Consider the following 18,378-nt stretch of genomic DNA (forward strand, 5'->3'; position numbering starts at 1 on the left):
CATGAAAAAAGAGAATATTCCTAATGTGCTTACGCTTGGTAGAATTTTATTTATTCCCATTTTTGTTCTTCTTCTATCATTTGGACCGTCTCCAGTATTACATACAACGGCAGCAGTTATTTTTGCTATTGCTAGTATCACGGATTATTTGGATGGATATTTAGCTAGAAAATGGCAAGTGGTTAGTAATTTCGGTAAGTTTGCAGATCCAATGGCAGATAAGTTGTTAGTTATGTCAGCCTTTATTATGCTAGTTGGTCTAAATATGGCACCAGCTTGGGTGGTAGCAGTTATTATCTGCCGTGAACTTGCAGTCACTGGTTTGCGCTTGCTTTTAGTTGAAACAGGAGGTACCGTTCTAGCTGCTGCCATGCCTGGAAAAATCAAGACATTTAGTCAGATGTTTGCGATAATATTTTTACTACTTCACTGGAATGTGCTTGGTCAGATAACTCTTTATATTGCCTTGTTCTTCACAGTTTATTCTGGTTATGATTATTTCAAGGGAAGCGCATATTTGTTTAAAGGAACCTTTCGTTAGATATGGAATCGATTATTGAGATAAAAGACCTGTCTTTTCGATATCAGGCAGATCAAGAACATTATGATGTTCATAACATTTCGTTTCACGTGAAACGTGGAGAATGGTTGTCAATCGTTGGTCATAATGGTAGTGGTAAATCAACGACAGTTCGCTTGATTGATGGTTTGCTCGAGGCTGAATCTGGAGAGATTTGGATAGACGGTGACTGCCTAACTCCAGAAAATGTCTGGGAAAAAAGACGTAAGATTGGCATGGTCTTTCAAAATCCTGATAACCAATTTGTAGGAGCAACTGTGGAAGATGATGTTGCTTTTGGACTGGAAAATCAAGGAATCCCACTTGAAGAGATGAAGAAACGCGTTTCTGAAGCTTTATCATTAGTTGGGATGGCTGAATTTGCTAAAAAGGAACCAGCTCGCTTGTCAGGAGGTCAGAAACAGAGAGTAGCTATTGCAGGTGTTGTTGCTCTGCGACCAGATATTTTAATCTTGGATGAGGCTACAAGTATGTTGGACCCTGAGGGACGATTAGAATTGATTAAGATAGTCCAGAAGATTCGCAAAGACCATCAGATGACAGTCATCTCCATTACGCATGATTTGGATGAGGTGTCCATGAGTGACAGAGTTTTGGTGATGAAAAAAGGAGAAGTCGAGTCAACTAGCACTCCTAGAGAGTTATTTTCTAGATCAGATTTAGATCAAATTGGCTTAGATCAACCTTTTGTCAACCAATTAAAACAATCACTGAGTGATAGTGGCTTGAAATTACCAGAGCACTACCTGACCGAGGAGGAGCTCGAGGAGGAGGCTTTATGGGAATTATTCTAGACAATGTTAGTTATACGTATCAGGAAGGAACACCCTTTGCTTCAGCTGCCTTGTCCGACGTCAGTTTGTCAATAGAGGATGGCTCTTATACTGCCATTATTGGGCATACAGGAAGTGGGAAATCTACAATTCTACAACTCTTGAATGGTTTGTTGGTTCCTACAGAGGGAAGTGTTCGTGTCTTTGATACATTGATTACATCAACATCCGTCAATAAGCAAATTCGTCAAATTCGTAAACAAGTTGGGTTGGTATTTCAGTTTGCAGAGAATCAAATTTTTGAGGAGACTGTCTTAAAAGATGTGGCTTTTGGCCCTCAAAATTTTGGAGTTTCTGTAGAAGAGGCAGAAGCTATTGCGCGTGAAAAACTAGCTTTAGTAGGAATCGATGAATCACTCTTTGAACGAAGTCCATTTGAACTTTCAGGTGGCCAGATGAGAAGGGTTGCTATTGCTGGAATTTTGGCGATGGAGCCTAGCATTTTGGTCTTAGACGAACCAACAGCTGGTTTGGATCCAATTGGTCGAAAAGAGTTGATGGCCTTGTTTAAAAAGCTTCATCAAGATGGCATAACAATTGTTTTAGTAACCCACCTTATGGATGATGTGGCCGAATTTGCTGACCAAGTTTATGTGATGGAAAAAGGGAAACTAGTTAAGGGTGGGAAGCCAAGTCTTGTCTTTCAAAATGTCGAATTTATGGAAAAAATCCAATTGGGTGTTCCTAAAATCACACGATTTGCTCAAAGGCTAGTTGACAGAGGAATTTCTTTCGAACAATTGCCGATAACGATAGAGGAGTTTAAGGAGTTTATCAATGGATAATATGATTTTAGGTCGATACATACCAGGAAATTCGATTATTCATCGTCTAGATCCTCGTAGTAAGTTAGTAGCAATGATTTTATTGATCATCATCGCTTTTTGGGCCAATAATCCAATTACAAATCTCATACTCTTCATTGCAACAGGCATATTTGTCGTTTTATCAGAAGTTCCCTTATCTTTTTTTATAAAAGGTTTGCGATCTATGTTTTTTCTGATTGCTTTTACAACCCTTTTTCAACTGTTCTTTATCTCTGGTGGTCAAGTCTTGTTCGAGATGGGATTTATAAAAATCACAAGCTATGGTATTGAGCAGGCAGGAATTATTTTTTGTCGTTTTGTGTTGATTATCTTTTTCTCAACCTTGCTTACTTTGACAACCATGCCATTGAGCTTGGCAACAGCGGTTGAATCCTTGCTCGGACCTTTAAAAAGATTTAAAGTTCCAGTTCATGAGATTGGGCTCATGTTGTCTATGAGTTTGCGATTTGTACCAACCTTGATGGATGATACGATTCGAATTATGAATGCTCAAAAGGCTCGTGGTGTTGATTTTGGAGAAGGAAATGTAATTCAAAAGGTTAAGGCTATGATTCCTATTTTGATTCCTTTGTTCGCTACCAGTTTGAAAAGAGCGGATTCTCTTGCTACAGCCATGGAAGCTAGGGGGTATCAAGGTGGGAATGGACGCAGTCAGTATCGACAGTTAAATTGGATGAACAGAGACAGTATAGCGCTATTATTTGTTTGTGTATTGGGTGCAATTCTATTTTTGCTAAAATCTTAGAATGTAATATAAGGTAGAGGTATGAACCGTTTTAAAAAATCAAAATATATCATTGTTCTATTTGTCGTTGTATTAGTAGTATCCGTTTTTTTAGTGACAACACAATCAAGTGCAGTTGTAACAAAAGCTGGAGATGGCATTTCATTAGTCGATAGAATAGTGCAAAAGCCTTTTCAATGGCTTTCTTCCGTAAAATCTGATTTAGGTCGTTTGACCAGAACCTATAACGAGAATGAAACTCTCAAAAAAGAACTCTATCAGATGAAGAAGGAAACAAATGAAGCAGACAGTTTGAAGGAAGAAAATGAGCAACTACGTCAGTTATTGGATATGAAGTCAAAATTGAGTGCAACCAAGTTAATTGCTTCTGACGTCATCATGAGAACTCCTGCAACCTGGAAACAAGAGTTGACAATTGATGCAGGTTCTCAACAAGGCGTGACAAGCAATATGCTTGTGATTGCTGGTGGGGGACTGATTGGAAGCGTGGGAAAGATTGAAGATAACTCTACTGTGGTCAACTTATTAACCAATGCGGAAAATACGGAGAAAATCTCCGTTAAAATCCAGCATGGTTCCACTAGTATATATGGCATTATCATTGGGTACGACAAAGAAAAAGACTTGCTTAAAATAAGTCAGTTAAATAGTAGTAGTGATATCAGTCAAGGAGACAAGGTAGTAACTGGTGGTCTTGGTAATTTTAATGCTACTGACATTCCAGTAGGTGAGGTCGAATCTGTGACGCATAGCAATGACTATCTGACAAGAGAGGTGTTAGTCAAACTTCAGTCTGATTCAATGAATACCAAAGTCGTAGAGTTAGTGGGGAATCCATCATGAGACTGTTGAAGCAGATAGGAATGTTTTTGCTCTTGCCCTTAATAATCTTAATAGATAGTCATTTAGGACAATTTGTAAATAGTTTTTTTCCACATTTTCAAATTGTGAGCCACTTTATCTTCATCTTCTTGTTGTTTGAAACTATTGAAGTATCGGAGTATCTATTTTTAGTTTATTGCTTATTTATTGGTCTTATATACGATATTTATTTTTTCCATTTAGTAGGGATTGCTAGTCTACTTTTCGTTATAATTGGCGCAATTATTTATAAAAATAATGCGATCATTTTATCAAATAGATGGACTAGACTATTAGCTATTTTAATGATGACTTTCTCTTTTGAATTTGGTAGTTTTCTTCTAGCGCAAATGATTGGATTAACTGCTGAAAGTATAACAGTCTTTATCGTTTATGGTCTAGTTCCGTCAATGATATTAAACTGTCTCTGGATGTTAGTTTTCCAGTTTATTTTTGAAAAAATATATCTATAAGAAAGAAACAAAACTGTAATAAAGGCGTAATATTTATTAGGCCTTTTTTTGATATACTAGTATTGTCTTAAAAGAAGGAGTATTCACACTTATGAAGAAAAAAATCCTAGCATCACTTTTGTTAAGTACAGTATTGGTCTCACAAGGAGCTGTTCTTTCAAGTGTTAAAGCAAATACAACAGATGAAAAGATTGCTGCTCAAGATAGTAAAATTAGTAACTTGACAGCTCAACAGAAAGAAGCTCAAAAACAAGTAGACGAAATTCAAACTAAAGTTTCAGCTATTCAATCAGAGCAAGAAAAATTACAATCTGAAAACGAAAAACTTCAAGAAGAATCTAAAAAACTTGAAGGTGAAATCGCAGAGCTTTCAAAAAATATTGTAGCTCGTAATACATCACTTGAAAACCAAGCTCGTAGTGCACAAACAAACGGAACTGCTACAAGCTACATCAATACGATTATCAACTCTGACTCAATCACAGAAGCTATTTCTCGTGTAGCAGCTATGAGTGAAATCGTATCAGCAAACAATAAAATGTTGCAGCAACAAAAAGAAGATAAGAAAGCTATCTCTGAAAAACAAGTTGCAAACAACGAAGCAATCAATACAGTCATTGCGAACCAACAAACACTTGCTGACGACGCTCAAGCTTTGACAACAAAACAAGCAGAATTGAAAGTAGCTGAGTTAAATCTTGCAGCTGAAAAAGCTACAGCAGAAAATGAAAAAGCTAGCTTGTTGGAGCAAAAAGCAGCAGCAGAGGCAGAAGCTAAAGCAGCAGCAGAGGCAGAAGCAGCTTATAAAGCTAGACAAGCAAGTCAACAACAATCAGTTGCAGCATCAGCAAATACAAGCTTTGCTGCACAAGTGCAAGCAACTTCAAGTTCTTCATCATCAGATGATGATTCAAGCTACACACCTGTAGCTACTCGTACAACATCACGTCCAACATATAGTACAAATGCTTCAAGTTATCCAACTGGTGAATGTACCTGGGGAGCTAAAACATTGGCACCTTGGGCTGGAGATTACTGGGGTAACGGAGCGCAGTGGGCAACAAGTGCAGCTGCAGCAGGATTCCGTACTGGTTCTCAACCACAAGTTGGTGCGATTGCATGTTGGAATGATGGAGGATATGGACATGTAGCGGTTGTTACAGCTGTTTCATCATCATCAAGTATTCAGGTATCTGAATCTAACTACGGTGGAGATCGTACAATTGGTAACAAACGTGGATGGTTCAACCCAACTACAACTTCTGAAGGTTATGTTACTTACATCTATCCAAACTAATGAAAAAATTGAGACTCAATTTGAGTCTCTTTTCTTATTTATAAGATGGTGAAATCCCAAGTTTGAGTTTTCGCTAAATACCCAAACTAAGTTCCACCTCTAGTACGAGTGGAAGTTAATCTGATAAAAATTGCAAAAAACAGTGGAATTCCGTGTCAGAGTCAGTTCCACTATGGTAGAAGTTAGTGTGAGACGTTTGAGTTTTCATTGAAAAACTAGCAAAATTACTTGAAAAAAAAGCTTAACTATGATATAATGTAAATTGTCGTGTAAACGATAATACTCATTCTTGATGAATTGTGAAGCTGTTGCCTTCGGGTCGTTTTGCAAGCTGAAATCAAGAAGAGGAAAAAAACAAAAAGGAGAAATACTCATGGCAGTAATTTCAATGAAACAACTTCTTGAGGCTGGTGTACACTTTGGTCACCAAACTCGTCGCTGGAACCCTAAGATGGCTAAGTACATCTTCACTGAGCGTAACGGAATCCACGTTATCGACTTGCAACAAACTGTAAAATACGCTGACCAAGCATACGACTTCATGCGTGATGCTGCAGCTAATGATGCAGTTGTATTGTTTGTTGGTACTAAGAAACAAGCAGCTGATGCAGTTGCTGAAGAAGCAGTACGTTCAGGTCAATACTTCATCAACCACCGTTGGTTGGGTGGAACTCTTACTAACTGGGGAACAATCCAAAAACGTATCGCTCGTTTGAAAGAAATCAAACGTATGGAAGAAGATGGAACTTTTGAAGTTCTTCCTAAGAAAGAAGTTGCACTTCTTAACAAACAACGTGCACGTCTTGAAAAATTCTTGGGTGGTATCGAAGATATGCCTCGTATTCCAGATGTAATGTACGTAGTTGACCCACATAAAGAGCAAATCGCTGTTAAAGAAGCTAAAAAATTGGGAATCCCAGTTGTAGCGATGGTTGACACAAACACAGATCCAGACGATATCGATGTAATCATCCCAGCTAACGATGACGCTATCCGCGCAGTTAAGTTGATTACAGCTAAATTGGCAGACGCTATCATCGAAGGTCGCCAAGGTGAAGATGCTGTTGCAGCAGTTGAAGCAGAATTTGCAGCTTCAGAAGCTCAAGCAGACTCAATCGAAGAAATCGTTGAAGTTGTAGAAGGCGACAACGCTTAATTCATATAAATAGTAATTACCTAGGAGGGCGGGGCTTAGCCCGGCTCTCCTATTTTTAAAAAATATAGGAGAATCAAAATGGCAGAAATTACAGCTAAACTTGTTAAAGAGTTGCGTGAAAAATCTGGTGCTGGTGTTATGGACGCTAAAAAAGCATTGGTTGAAGTTGAAGGCGATATCGAAAAAGCGATCGAATTGCTTCGCGAAAAAGGTATGGCAAAAGCAGCTAAGAAAGCTGACCGTGTTGCTGCAGAAGGTTTGACTGGTGTTTATGTTGACGGTAACGTTGCAGCAGTTGTTGAAGTAAATGCTGAAACTGACTTCGTTGCGAAAAACGCTCAATTTGTTGAGTTGGTAAACGCAACAGCTAAAGCGATCGCTGAAGGAAAACCAGCTAACAACGAAGAAGCTCTTGCTTTGACAATGCCTTCAGGTGAAACTCTTGAAGCAGCTTATGTGTCTGCAACAGCAACTATCGGAGAAAAAATCTCATTCCGTCGCTTTGCTTTGATTGAAAAAACAGATGCACAACACTTCGGAGCATACCAACACAACGGTGGACGTATCGGTGTTATCTCTGTAATCGAAGGTGGAGACGAAGCACTTGCTAAACAAATTTCAATGCACATCGCTGCTATGAAACCAACAGTTCTTTCATACAAAGAATTGGATGAGCAATTTGTTAAAGATGAGTTGGCACAATTGAACCACGTTATCGACCAAGATAATGAAAGCCGTGCTATGGTTGGTAAACCAGCTCTTCCACACTTGAAATATGGATCAAAAGCTCAATTGACTGATGAAGTGATTGCTCAAGCTGAAGCTGATATTAAAGCTGAGTTGGCTGCAGAAGGCAAACCAGAAAAAATCTGGGATAAAATCATCCCAGGTAAAATGGATCGTTTCTTGCTTGACAACACTAAAGTTGACCAAGCATACACACTTCTTGCACAAGTTTACATCATGGATGACAGCAAGACAGTTGAAGCTTACCTTGAATCAGTTAACGCTTCAGTAGTTGAGTTCGCTCGCTTTGAAGTTGGTGAAGGTATCGAAAAAGCTGCAAACGACTTTGAAGCAGAAGTTGCAGCTACAATGGCAGCAGCCTTGAATAACTAATAAAAAAGTAAGGAAGCTAATTTGCTTCCTTTTCTTTTGTTGGAGGAGGACTCATAGGAATCCTTTTTTTATTTTATACTCTTCGAAAATCAAATTCAAACAACGTCAGCTTCTCCTTGCCGTATTCAAGTACAGCCTGCGGCTAGCTTCCTAGTTTGCTCTTTGATTTTCATTGAGTATTAAAAGGTAAACAAAAAGCCCCATACAAGGGCTTAGTGTATTTAGGAGACTACACTTCGAATTCATAGAGTGCTGTAGATAGGTAACGTTCTCCGTTATCTGGTGCAAGCGCAAGGACTTTTTTACCTGCTCCAAGTTTTTTAGCGACTTCAATTGCTGCATAGATAGCTGCTGCAGAAGAAATACCGACTAAGAATCCTTCTTTTCCACCGATTTCACGGCCAAGTGTAAGAGCATTATCTGATGTTACACGAACGATACCATCGTAAGCTTTTGTATCAAGTGTATCTGGAATGAATCCAGCAGAGATACCTTGAATTTTGTGAGGACCTGGCTTTTCACCAGACAAGATAGCTGACTCGTCTGCCTCAACAGCAAAAACTTGAATGTTTGAGTTAGCAGTTTTAAGAGCATGAGAAACACCAGAAATAGTTCCTCCAGTACCAACACCAGCAACAAAGGCGTCTAAACCATCAGCTCCGAAATCAGCTAGAATTTCAGCTCCTGTTGTTCTTTCGTGAACCTCTGGGTTAGCTTGGTTAATAAACTGTAATGGTAGGAAACCATCACGCTCAGCAGCAATTTCTTGCGCTTTTGCAATCGCACCTTTCATTCCTTCGCTACCAGGAGTGAGGACTAGTTCAGCTCCATAAGCTTGGATAATTTTACGACGTTCAACACTCATGGTTTCAGGCATAACGATAACAACTTTATAGCCTTTAGCAGCACCAACCCATGAAAGTCCGATACCAGTATTTCCACTTGTTGCTTCCACAATAGTAGAACCTGGTTTAAGTTTACCTTCTTGTTCTGCTTTTTCAATCATACTTAGGGCGATACGGTCCTTAACGGACGATCCTGGGTTAAAAGCTTCAAGTTTTACATAAACATCTGCTGCACCTTCTGGTACAATGTTATTCAATTTAATAATCGGTGTTCTACCGATGAGTTCTGTGATATTGTTATAAATTGCCATATTAGCACCTCTTTATATAAGATGCTACTAGTATAACGCTAACTTTAACTTTTGTAAAATATAGAAATCCTATCGGAGTGATAGGATTTTTTTATATCAGTGATTCAAACCATTCATATTCAAACGATTATGATAAGCTAAGTCAAATAAATAGGTGTAAAGAGGTACAATATCAGTTTTCTTTGGAAATTCAAATTTGTGAGAATTAAAATGCTCATTGTGAGATTTTAAAAAGGCATTTTCTAAATAAGTAATCGTAATCTCGCTATCATCAATCCCAAGTCCAGCAGTTTCCATCTCAACATTGACGATGTTCATGAGGAAAATTGATTTGATAGACATCTTTCGTCCAGTTGCCCCTTGTTTATCTGTAAAGATGATACGGATATTAGTAAAGATAATTGAATCACGAATGAGTTTATATCCGCTTTGAATTTCCTCCTTGTCCAATAAATACTGTTCAAATTCTTTGGTAAGAGCTTCTTTACTTTGCTCACTGAAGTTTCCAGCCAGTCCCTGAATTAATCTTCCAAAAGCCATATGATATTTCCTTTCTTTATGATAGGTTTACAGGTACTTCAACTTCACGTAAACCTTTGTCAGTTAGAGTAACTTTTCCATTGAAAAATTCAATGAGATCAGCCTTGATACCGTCTTTCTTTTCTTTATCAATGAAAATCATCGTGTCAACTTGATCTGTAAAGTTTGTCTCTAATTCTATGAGATTATGCTCTTTAAGAAAATTCCCATATTCTTGATACTGGGCATAGGTCATGTGAATCTGTATCCCTGCTTGCTCTTTGATTTCAATAATGCCAATTTCCTTAACTGCTAGGGCAACACTACCAGCATAAGCGCGAATCAAACCACCAGCTCCTAGTTTGATACCACCAAAATAACGAGTAACTACCACACAGACATTAGTAAGGTTGTGATTCTCCAGAACTCCTAGCATAGGAACGCCAGCAGTCCCACTAGGTTCTCCATCATCACTAGTTCGCTTGATTTCACTACGCTCACCGACAATAAAAGCAGAGCAGTTGTGGGTAGCTTTATAGTGTTCTTTTTTAATAGTTGTGATAAAATCACGAGCCTCTTCCTCACTATAGACACGTTTGGCATGACAGATAAAGCGTGATTTTTTGATTTCTTCTTGGACTTGTCCGTCCTCTTTTATAGTTCTGTATTCCATATTTTTATTGTACTAAAAAATAGCGTAAAGTTCTACATTTTACGAATAAAGAAATATGAAAGTAAATCCAAATTATCTCGGTCGCCTTTTTACCGAGCAAGAATTAAGTCATGAGGAGAGACAACAAGCAAAACAAATTCCATCCATGAAAAAAGAAAAGGGGCAACTATCTTGTCAGCGTTGTGGTAGTCAGATAGAAGAAGAATGGCATTTGCCTATTGGTGCTTTTTATTGTCGAGAATGCTTGATTATGAAGCGAATAAGAAGTGATCAAAAACTCTATTACTTTCCGCAAGAATGTTTTCCCAAACAAGATGTACTCAAATGGTCAGGTCAACTGACTCCATTTCAGGAGCGGGTATCACAAGGACTCCTTCAGGCGGTAGATAAGAAGGAGGCTACCTTGGTACATGCAGTGACAGGAGCTGGTAAGACAGAGATGATCTACCAAGTTGTCGCCAAGGTGATTGATCAAGGTGGAGCTGTTTGTCTGGCCAGTCCACGAATTGATGTTTGCTTAGAGCTACATAAACGACTACAAAATGATTTTGCATGTGAGATTGCGCTACTACATGGGGAGTCGGATCCCTATTTTCGTACACCTTTAGTTGTAGCAACCACTCACCAACTATTAAAATTTTATCAAGCTTTTGATTTATTGATTGTGGATGAAGTGGATGCCTTTCCTTATGTTGATAATCCAGTGCTTTACCATGCTGTCAACAATTGTGTAAAGGAAAATGGATTGAGTATATTTTTAACAGCAACGTCAACAGATGAGTTAGATAGAAAAGTTAAACAAGGGGAGTTAAAGCGTCTCAGTTTACCTCGTCGTTTTCATGGAAATCCTCTCATTGTTCCCAAGCCAATCTGGTTATCAAATTTTAATAAATATATAGAAAAAAATGGTTTACCTCCAAAATTAAAACTTTACATCGAGAAACAGAGAAAGACAGCCTATCCTTTACTAATCTTTGCATCTGAAATAAAAAAGGGAGAAAAGCTAAAAGAAATTTTGCAGGCGAAGTTTCCGAATGAGAAAATAGGATTTGTATCTTCAATCACAGAAGACAGATTAGAGCAGGTACAGGCCTTTCGAGATGGAGAGTTAACGATGTTAATAAGCACAACTATATTAGAGCGTGGAGTTACCTTCCCTCGTATAGATGTTTTTGTGGTGGAAGCCAATCATCAACTCTTTACCAAGTCAAGTTTAATACAAATTGGTGGACGAGTTGGAAGAAGCATGGATCGTCCTACTGGAGAACTGATATTTTTCCATGACGGACTCAATCTGTCCATTAATAGAGCCATAAAGGAGATTAAACAAATGAATCAGGAGGCAGGAGTATGAAGTGTTTATTGTGTGGTAAAAACTTGCAAACAGAGATAACCTTTACTAACCTGCTCTGTTTTAAAAAGGAGGAGGAACTAGTCTGTGAATCCTGTATTTCGTCTTTCGAGAGCATTGGTGGTAATCATTGTCCGAGTTGTTTTAAAAAAGGTTTGTCAACTATTTGTCAAGATTGTCAATTTTGGTGTAAAAAAGGTGTAAAGGTTGATCATAGAGCTCTTTATTCCTATAATCAGGCTATGAAAGAGTATTTTAGTCGCTATAAATTTGATGGTGATTATCTTCTTAGAAAGGTATTTTCTGAGATATTGCAAAAAGAGTTAAAGAAGTATAAGGACTATCAGATTGTGATTGTTCCTCTGAGTGACCAGCGTTTAAAAAGCAGAGGCTTTAATCAAGTAGAGGATTTGATAAAGGATACTGGGTTAGCATATCTGGATATTTTGGTTAAAAAAGAAGTGGAGGCTAGTTCTTCAAAAAATCGATCGGATCGCTTACTTGCAGAATTTCCCTTTTTGTTGAAAGATGGCGTGAAGCTTCCAGAAAAGATCTTACTCTTTGATGATATTTATACAACTGGAACTACCTTGAATCGTCTTAAAAGTATGCTTTTAGCAGCTGGTTGTCAGAATATTAAAACTTTTTCCCTCGCAAGATGAGGAAAAAGTTTGCAAAAAAAATATGAAAGCGTTATAATATAATTAGAAAAACAAATATGTTTAGAAAGAAGGTACTTATATGATTAAATATAGTATCCGTGGTGAAAACCTAGAAGTAACAGAAGCAATTCGTGATTATGTAGTTTCTAAACTCGAAAAGATCGAAAAATACTTCCAAGCAGACCAAGAATTGGATGCGCGTGTTAACTTGAAAGTTTACCGTGAAAAGACTGCTAAAGTTGAAGTAACCATTCCGCTTGGATCTATTACTCTTCGTGCAGAAGATATTTCTCAAGATATGTACGGTTCTATTGATTTGGTGACAGATAAAATTGAACGTCAGATTCGTAAAAACAAAACTAAAATTGAACGTAAGAACAGAAATAAAGTATCAACAAGTCAACTCTTTACAGATGCTTTAGTTGAGGACTTAGATGTAGCACAACCAAAAGTTGTTCGTTCAAAACAAATTGATTTGAAACCAATGGATTTGGAAGAAGCTATCTTACAGATGGATTTATTGGGACATGACTTCTTTATCTATGTAGATGTTGAAGATGAAACAACAAATGTTATCTATCGTCGTGAAGATGGAGATATCGGTCTTCTAGAAGTTAAATAATCTTAATAATTAGTTTGTAAAGGTGGTTTACACTAGTGTAAACCACTTTTTAGTTTGGATGATTTACTATTATCTGAATATAGGGTTCCCTCTTTAAAAGTCGCTTTTTGGCTACATTTATGGTATAATAATGCGCAAGAGGTTTGTAATGAAAAAAAATGAAATAAATCCCTTTTTTATGTATCTGATTGCTATGGTAACCTTTACGATTATGACCATTTTGATTGTGTTAGTAAAGGATAATCTTATCACTATAGCAAGTCTATTTTTATTTATTGTATTCTATGTTTTGCTATTTAATTTCCAGAAAAAATATTACAAAAAAACAGATATCGAGCAAATCCAGTATGTCAATCATCAGGCTACGGATAGTTTGAGTGCTCTGTTGGAGCAAATGCCTGTCGGGGTTGTTAAATTAAATATGAACAGCAGTGAGATTGAATGGTTCAATCCCTATGCGGAGTTAATTTTGACAACCGAGGATGGAGAAATTGATTTTCCTCAATTTCAAAAGATTTTAAAGAGTTCGATTTCTTCCCCAGGGGCTTATGCCATTGTTGGGGAGAAACGTTATGCAGTGCATTTGGATAGAAATTCGGGTGTCTTATACTTTTTTGATGTTTCTGGTGAGTATGAGGCGACTGCTGAATTGGTAACAAGTCGTCCTGTAATTGGAATTATCTCAGTTGATAACTATGATGATTTGGAAAATGAAACGTCTGAATCAGACATTAGTCATATTAATAGCTTTGTTGCAAATTTTGTTTCAGAATTTGCTGGGAAACATGCCATGTTTTCTCGTAGAGTGAGCATGGATCGCTTCTATTTATTTACGGACTATACCGTACTTGATCACTTGATGCAGGATAAATTTTCTGTGATTGATATCTTTCGTGAGGAAGCTAAGCAACGAAATTTGCCACTAACGATGAGTATAGGAGTTTCCTATGGTGATGGGAATCATGACCAGATTGGGAAGGTTGCTCTCCTCAATCTCAACTTAGCGGAAGTTCGTGGTGGTGACCAAGTAGTTGTAAAAGAGAATGATGAAACCAAAAATCCAATCTACTTTGGAGGCGGTTCAGCAGCATCTGTTAAACGTACTCGGACACGAACTCGTGCTATGATGACAGCTATCTCAGATAAACTTAAAAGTGTCGATCGAGTTTTTGTTGTTGGTCACAAGAATCTTGACATGGATGCTCTTGGTTCAGCAGTTGGAATGCAGTTGTTTTCGAGTAATGTACTAGAAGATAGTTATGTGATTTATGATCCTACACAGATGTCTCCAGATATCGCTCGAGCGGTCAATTATTTGGAAGATGAGGGTGTTTCAAAACTTCTTCCTTTAAATCAAGCGATGACAATGGTTACCAAACGCTCCTTACTGGTGATGGTTGACCATTCTAAGACAGCTTTAACCTTATCCAAAGAGTTTTATGACTTATTTACCCAGACGATTGTCATTGACCATCATCGTCGTGACCAAGATTTTCCAGATAATTCGGTCATTACCTATATCGAGAGTGGAGCTAGTAGTGCTAGTGAACTTGTAACTGAGTTGATTCAATTTCAAAACTCTAAGAAGAAACGTTTGAGTCGTATTCAGGCTAGTGTTCTTATGGGAGGGATGATGTTGGATACTAAAAATTTCACCTCTCGGGTAACTAGTCGAACTTTTGATGTTGCAAGTTATCTCAGAACTAGAGGGAGTGATAGCATTGTCATTCAGGAAATTTCAGCCACTGATTTTGAAGAATATCGATTGGTAAATGAATTAATTTTACAAGGGCAAATGGTACAGCCATCAATCCTGGTTGCTCAAGCTTTGGAGGATAAAGAGTACGATACGGTTGTTATTAGTAAGGCTGCTGATGCTATGCTTGCCATGTCTGGTATAGAGGCCAGCTTTGTACTTGCTAAGAATAGTCAAGGAGCAATCTCCATTTCTGCGCGAAGCAGAAGTAAGATCAATGTCCAACGAATTATGGAAGAGTTAGGTGGCGGTGGTCACTTTAACTTAGCTGCGGCACGTTTGACAGATATGAGCCTGCAAGAAGCAGGAGATAAACTGAAAACAGTTATTTTTAATGAAACAAAAGAAAAGGAGTCAGAAGAATGAAAGTAATCTTTTTAGCAGATGTTAAAGGTAAAGGGAAAAAAGGTGAAATTAAAGAAGTACCAACTGGATATGCACAAAACTTTTTAATTAAGAAAAACCTTGCTAAGGAAGCTACAGCTCAAGCCATTGGTGAGTTGCGTGGTAAGCAAAAATCAGAAGAAAAAGCACATGCAGAGATGCTTGCAGAAGCGAAGGAAATTAAAGAAAAACTGGAAGCAGAAGAAACAATCGTTGAATTTGTTGAAAAAGTTGGTCCAGATGGACGAACTTTTGGATCTATTACCAACAAGAAAATTGCAGAAGAATTACAAAAACAATTTGGTATTAAAATTGATAAACGCCATATTCAAGTTCAATCACCAATTCGAGCAGTTGGTTTGATTGATGTTCCGGTTAAGATTTATCAAGATGTAACAAGTGTAATCAATCTTCGTGTCAAGGAAGCTTAATTTACGATTGGTTGACAATATTGTAAAAGGAAGGAAAGTCTGATGGCAGAAGTTGAAGAACTGCGTGTTCAGCCTCAAGATATCCTAGCAGAACAATCTGTTTTAGGAGCCATTTTTATTGATGAGACTAAACTCGTTTTTGTCCGAGAATATATCGATTCACAGGACTTCTTTAAGTATGCTCACCGTTTGATTTTTCAAGCTATGGTTGATTTGTCTGATCGTGGAGATGCTATTGACGCAACCACAGTTCGGACGATACTAGATAGCCAGGGTGATTTACAAACTATTGGAGGCTTGTCTTATCTGGTTGAGATTGTCAATTCAGTGCCAACCTCTGCCAATGCGGAATACTATGCTAAAATTGTAGCAGAAAAGGCTATGCTTCGGCGCCTGATTGCTAAGTTGACAGAGTCTGTAAACCTAGCCTATGAAGCTTCTCAACCTGCGGACGAAATTATTGCTCGTGCAGAAAAAGGCTTGATTGATGTCAGTGAGAATGCCAATCGAAATGGCTTTAAAAATATTCGCGATGTATTGAATATCAACTTCGGAAATCTAGAAGCTCGTTCTCAACAGACTTCGGATATCACGGGTATTGCGACAGGTTATCGAGATTTAGATCACATGACGACAGGTCTGCATGAGGAAGAATTGATTATTTTGGCAGCTCGTCCTGCGGTTGGTAAGACAGCTTTTGCTTTGAATATTGCGCAAAATATCGGAACCAAATTAGACAAGACAGTTGCTATTTTCTCTCTGGAAATGGGTGCTGAAAGCTTGGTCGATCGTATGCTGGCTGCGGAAGGGTTGGTAGAGTCGCATTCTATCCGTACAGGTCAATTGACTGAGGAAGAATGGCGCAAGTATACGATTGCTCAGGGTAATCTGGCTAATGCAAGTATCTACATTGATGATACACCAGGGATTCGAATCACAGAAATTCGCTCTCGTTCCCGTAAACTGGCTCAGGAAACAGGTAATCTAGGCTTGATTTTGATTGACTATCTTCAGCTGATCACAGGGACTGGTCGAGAAAATCGTCAACAAGAAGTATCTGAGATTTCCCGTCAGTTGAAAATCCTAGCAAAAGAACTCAAAGTTCCAGTTATAGCTCTCAGTCAGCTTTCTCGTGGTGTAGAGCAACGTCAAGATAAGAGACCAGTTTTGTCTGATATTCGTGAATCTGGATCTATTGAGCAGGATGCTGATATCGTAGCCTTTCTCTATCGTGATGACTATTATGAGCGCGGTGGTGAAGAGGAGGAAGGCATTCCAAATAATAAAGTAGAAGTGATTATCGAGAAAAACCGTAGCGGTGCTCGCGGAACGGTAGAATTGATTTTCCAAAAAGAATATAATAAATTTTCAAGTATTTCGAAGATGGAGGAACCAAGATGACAGACGCATTTACAGATGTGGCTAAAATGAAAAAAATCAAAGAAGAAATTAAGGCGCATGAGGGACAAGTGGTAGAAATGACCTTAGAAAATGGTCGTAAACGCCAAAAAAATCGTTTGGGAAAACTAATTGAGGTTTACCCATCGCTCTTCATCGTTGAGTTTGGAAATGTTGAAGGAGACAAACAGGCTAATGTCTATGTTGAATCTTTCACTTATTCAGATATTTTAACGGAAAAGAACTTGATTCATTATTTGGATTAAGGCTAATCATGAAAGTGGGAAGTACTCTCACTTTTTTTTATTTTCTTTCGAATGATATAGATGAGGTCAACCTCAAAAATTTAATTATTTGAAGGAGAATCAATGACATTTACTAAAGCAGGACATAAAAAGGGAACTTTTCTCAGAAAGACAGCTGTAGGCTCAGCTTCACTAGTTTTAGCAGGTATTTTTTTATTTAGTGGAGGAACTGTTCATGCCAACCAGGCAAACAATGGATCACTGGCACGAGGAGATGATTATCCCTATTATTATAAAAATGGAAGTCAAGAAATTGATAAGTGGCGGATGTATTCTAGACAGTGTACGTCTTTTGCAGCCTTTCGTTTGAGCAATATCAATGGTTTTGAAATTCCGGCGGCTTATGGAAATGCTAATGAATGGGGATATCGTGCTAAACGAGAAGGTTATCGCGTAGATCAGCGCCCAGCAATTGGTTCTATCGCTTGGGATACGAGTGGACAGTATGGTCATGTCGCTTGGGTATCCAATGTTTTTGGTGATATGATTGAAATTGAAGAATACAATTATGGAGTCAGAGAAAGGTACAATCGACGAACGGTAAAGGCCAATTCTATGACGGGATTCATTCATTTTAAAGATGTGGGGAATGCTAGCTCAGGAAATTATCAGTTATCACTCGTATCTAGTGGGACACATATTTTTACAGAAAAAGCAGCCATTAGGGATCAGCCATCACTCACGGCTACTATTATTGATTACTATGAACCTGGAGAGAGTGTTCATTATGACCAGACTCTTGAAAAAGAAGGCTACAAATGGATTAGTTATATTTCACGAAGTGGAAACAGACGCTATATTCCCTTGACTAAAACAAGTAGCTCTAAAAATGGTTGGGAAAAAGAAGGAACTGTTTGGTATTATTATGAAAATGGTCAGAAAGCAGTCGGTTGGAAGAAGATTAATGGAAACTGGTATCATTTGCAAGCTGATGGTACAATGACGACAGGCTGGTTAAAAGATGGTTCTAAGTGGTATTATCTGAAGTCGTCTGGCGAAATGCAGACAGGCTGGTTAAAGGATAATGGAACATGGTACTATCTTGAAAGCTCAGGTGCTATGAAGGCTAGCCAGTGGTTTCAGGTTTCAGGGAAATATTACTATGTAAATTCATCGGGAGCTTTAGCAGTCAATACGACTATCGATGGTTTCCAAGTTGATAGCAGTGGTGCGCGAGTAGAAAATCCAGCATCATAAGTGTTATTCAGTATTTGGGCTCTTCCTAATGGT

Annotated in this window: 20 protein-coding genes; 17 read left to right on the plus strand and 3 right to left on the minus strand. The window is 38.1% G+C overall.

All coding sequences use genetic code 11. The features are described from left to right. Window position 1 precedes the first annotated feature (1 nt). From pgsA to tsf, 9 genes are all read left to right on the plus strand, one after another. Complete coding sequence (pgsA, locus tag QM450_RS02345; protein ID WP_414319546.1) at window positions 2-541, plus strand: CDP-diacylglycerol--glycerol-3-phosphate 3-phosphatidyltransferase; 540 nt, start codon at window positions 2-4, stop codon at window positions 539-541. Window positions 542-543: 2 nt separating this feature from the next. Further along, a complete protein-coding gene (locus QM450_RS02350; protein ID WP_414319547.1) occupies window positions 544-1,374 on the plus strand; it encodes an energy-coupling factor ABC transporter ATP-binding protein in 831 nt (276 codons plus the stop codon). After that, window positions 1,359-2,198 (plus strand): energy-coupling factor transporter ATPase, encoded by an 840-nt coding sequence (locus QM450_RS02355; RefSeq protein WP_371608100.1) that lies wholly within the window; start codon window positions 1,359-1,361, stop codon window positions 2,196-2,198. Before QM450_RS02350 ends, QM450_RS02355 begins: the two co-directional genes overlap by 16 nt. Next, complete coding sequence (locus QM450_RS02360; protein ID WP_049526146.1) at window positions 2,191-2,985, plus strand: energy-coupling factor transporter transmembrane component T family protein; 795 nt, start codon at window positions 2,191-2,193, stop codon at window positions 2,983-2,985. The genes QM450_RS02355 and QM450_RS02360 overlap by 8 nt, the downstream gene beginning before the upstream one ends. 21 nt (window positions 2,986-3,006) lie before the next feature. Beyond that, window positions 3,007-3,828, plus strand: coding sequence for a rod shape-determining protein MreC (gene mreC / locus QM450_RS02365; protein WP_414319548.1), 822 nt, complete (start codon window positions 3,007-3,009; stop codon window positions 3,826-3,828). Continuing rightward, window positions 3,825-4,319 carry a rod shape-determining protein MreD gene (mreD, locus tag QM450_RS02370; protein ID WP_414319549.1) on the plus strand — a complete coding sequence of 165 codons (495 nt, stop codon included), beginning with the start codon at window positions 3,825-3,827 and terminating at the stop codon, window positions 4,317-4,319. The genes mreC and mreD overlap by 4 nt, the downstream gene beginning before the upstream one ends. A gap of 91 nt (window positions 4,320-4,410) precedes the next feature. Next, window positions 4,411-5,616 (plus strand): peptidoglycan hydrolase PcsB, encoded by a 1,206-nt coding sequence (pcsB, locus tag QM450_RS02375; protein WP_414319550.1) that lies wholly within the window; start codon window positions 4,411-4,413, stop codon window positions 5,614-5,616. Between the two features lie 373 nt (window positions 5,617-5,989). Further along, on the plus strand, window positions 5,990-6,772 hold the full coding sequence (rpsB, locus tag QM450_RS02380) for a 30S ribosomal protein S2 (RefSeq protein WP_000268462.1): 783 nt from the start codon (window positions 5,990-5,992) through the stop codon (window positions 6,770-6,772). A 78-nt stretch (window positions 6,773-6,850) separates the two neighbouring features. After that, the gene (tsf, locus tag QM450_RS02385; RefSeq protein ID WP_000808094.1) at window positions 6,851-7,891 is read left to right on the plus strand and encodes a translation elongation factor Ts; all 1,041 of its coding nucleotides are present in this window, start codon (window positions 6,851-6,853) and stop codon (window positions 7,889-7,891) included. A gap of 229 nt (window positions 7,892-8,120) precedes the next feature. On the opposite strand, the gene cysK is transcribed toward tsf, so the two are convergent. The 3 genes from cysK to QM450_RS02400 form a co-directional block, all read right to left on the minus strand. Beyond that, the gene (gene cysK / locus QM450_RS02390) at window positions 8,121-9,047 is read right to left on the minus strand and encodes a cysteine synthase A (protein ID WP_414319551.1); all 927 of its coding nucleotides are present in this window, start codon (window positions 9,045-9,047) and stop codon (window positions 8,121-8,123) included. A gap of 96 nt (window positions 9,048-9,143) precedes the next feature. Further along, window positions 9,144-9,587, minus strand: coding sequence for a PH domain-containing protein (locus tag QM450_RS02395; RefSeq protein ID WP_075231032.1), 444 nt, complete (start codon window positions 9,585-9,587; stop codon window positions 9,144-9,146). A 16-nt stretch (window positions 9,588-9,603) separates the two neighbouring features. Further along, window positions 9,604-10,239, minus strand: a complete 636-nt coding sequence (locus QM450_RS02400) for a YigZ family protein (RefSeq protein ID WP_049526161.1) — start codon at window positions 10,237-10,239, stop codon at window positions 9,604-9,606. 55 nt (window positions 10,240-10,294) lie between these two features. Here QM450_RS02400 and QM450_RS02405 point away from each other — a divergent pair, with 55 nt between their 5' ends. The 8 genes from QM450_RS02405 (at window position 10,295) to QM450_RS02440 (ending at window position 18,345) form a co-directional block, all read left to right on the plus strand. Continuing rightward, window positions 10,295-11,593 carry a DEAD/DEAH box helicase gene (locus QM450_RS02405; RefSeq protein ID WP_414319552.1) on the plus strand — a complete coding sequence of 433 codons (1,299 nt, stop codon included), beginning with the start codon at window positions 10,295-10,297 and terminating at the stop codon, window positions 11,591-11,593. Next, window positions 11,590-12,252 (plus strand): ComF family protein, encoded by a 663-nt coding sequence (locus tag QM450_RS02410; RefSeq protein ID WP_075231030.1) that lies wholly within the window; start codon window positions 11,590-11,592, stop codon window positions 12,250-12,252. Before QM450_RS02405 ends, QM450_RS02410 begins: the two co-directional genes overlap by 4 nt. A 79-nt stretch (window positions 12,253-12,331) precedes the next feature. Next, window positions 12,332-12,874 carry a ribosome hibernation-promoting factor, HPF/YfiA family gene (gene hpf, locus QM450_RS02415; RefSeq protein ID WP_045762429.1) on the plus strand — a complete coding sequence of 181 codons (543 nt, stop codon included), beginning with the start codon at window positions 12,332-12,334 and terminating at the stop codon, window positions 12,872-12,874. Between the two features lie 148 nt (window positions 12,875-13,022). Then, entirely contained in the window at window positions 13,023-14,996 is a 1,974-nt protein-coding gene (locus tag QM450_RS02420) for a DHH family phosphoesterase (protein ID WP_075231028.1), read from the plus strand. Then, window positions 14,993-15,445, plus strand: coding sequence for a 50S ribosomal protein L9 (gene rplI / locus QM450_RS02425; protein WP_000864205.1), 453 nt, complete (start codon window positions 14,993-14,995; stop codon window positions 15,443-15,445). Before QM450_RS02420 ends, rplI begins: the two co-directional genes overlap by 4 nt. A 42-nt stretch (window positions 15,446-15,487) precedes the next feature. Beyond that, window positions 15,488-16,846 (plus strand): replicative DNA helicase, encoded by a 1,359-nt coding sequence (gene dnaB / locus QM450_RS02430; protein ID WP_000852500.1) that lies wholly within the window; start codon window positions 15,488-15,490, stop codon window positions 16,844-16,846. After that, window positions 16,843-17,109, plus strand: a complete 267-nt coding sequence (locus tag QM450_RS02435; RefSeq protein ID WP_000128621.1) for a Veg family protein — start codon at window positions 16,843-16,845, stop codon at window positions 17,107-17,109. Before dnaB ends, QM450_RS02435 begins: the two co-directional genes overlap by 4 nt. Window positions 17,110-17,211: 102 nt before the next feature. Beyond that, the gene (locus QM450_RS02440; RefSeq protein WP_414319553.1) at window positions 17,212-18,345 is read left to right on the plus strand and encodes an SH3 domain-containing protein; all 1,134 of its coding nucleotides are present in this window, start codon (window positions 17,212-17,214) and stop codon (window positions 18,343-18,345) included. The last annotated feature ends 33 nt before the right edge of the window (window positions 18,346-18,378 follow it).

Origin of the sequence: Streptococcus infantis (genome assembly GCF_047464615.1) — a bacterium.
In the GTDB taxonomy this organism is placed as follows: domain Bacteria; phylum Bacillota; class Bacilli; order Lactobacillales; family Streptococcaceae; genus Streptococcus; species Streptococcus infantis_Y.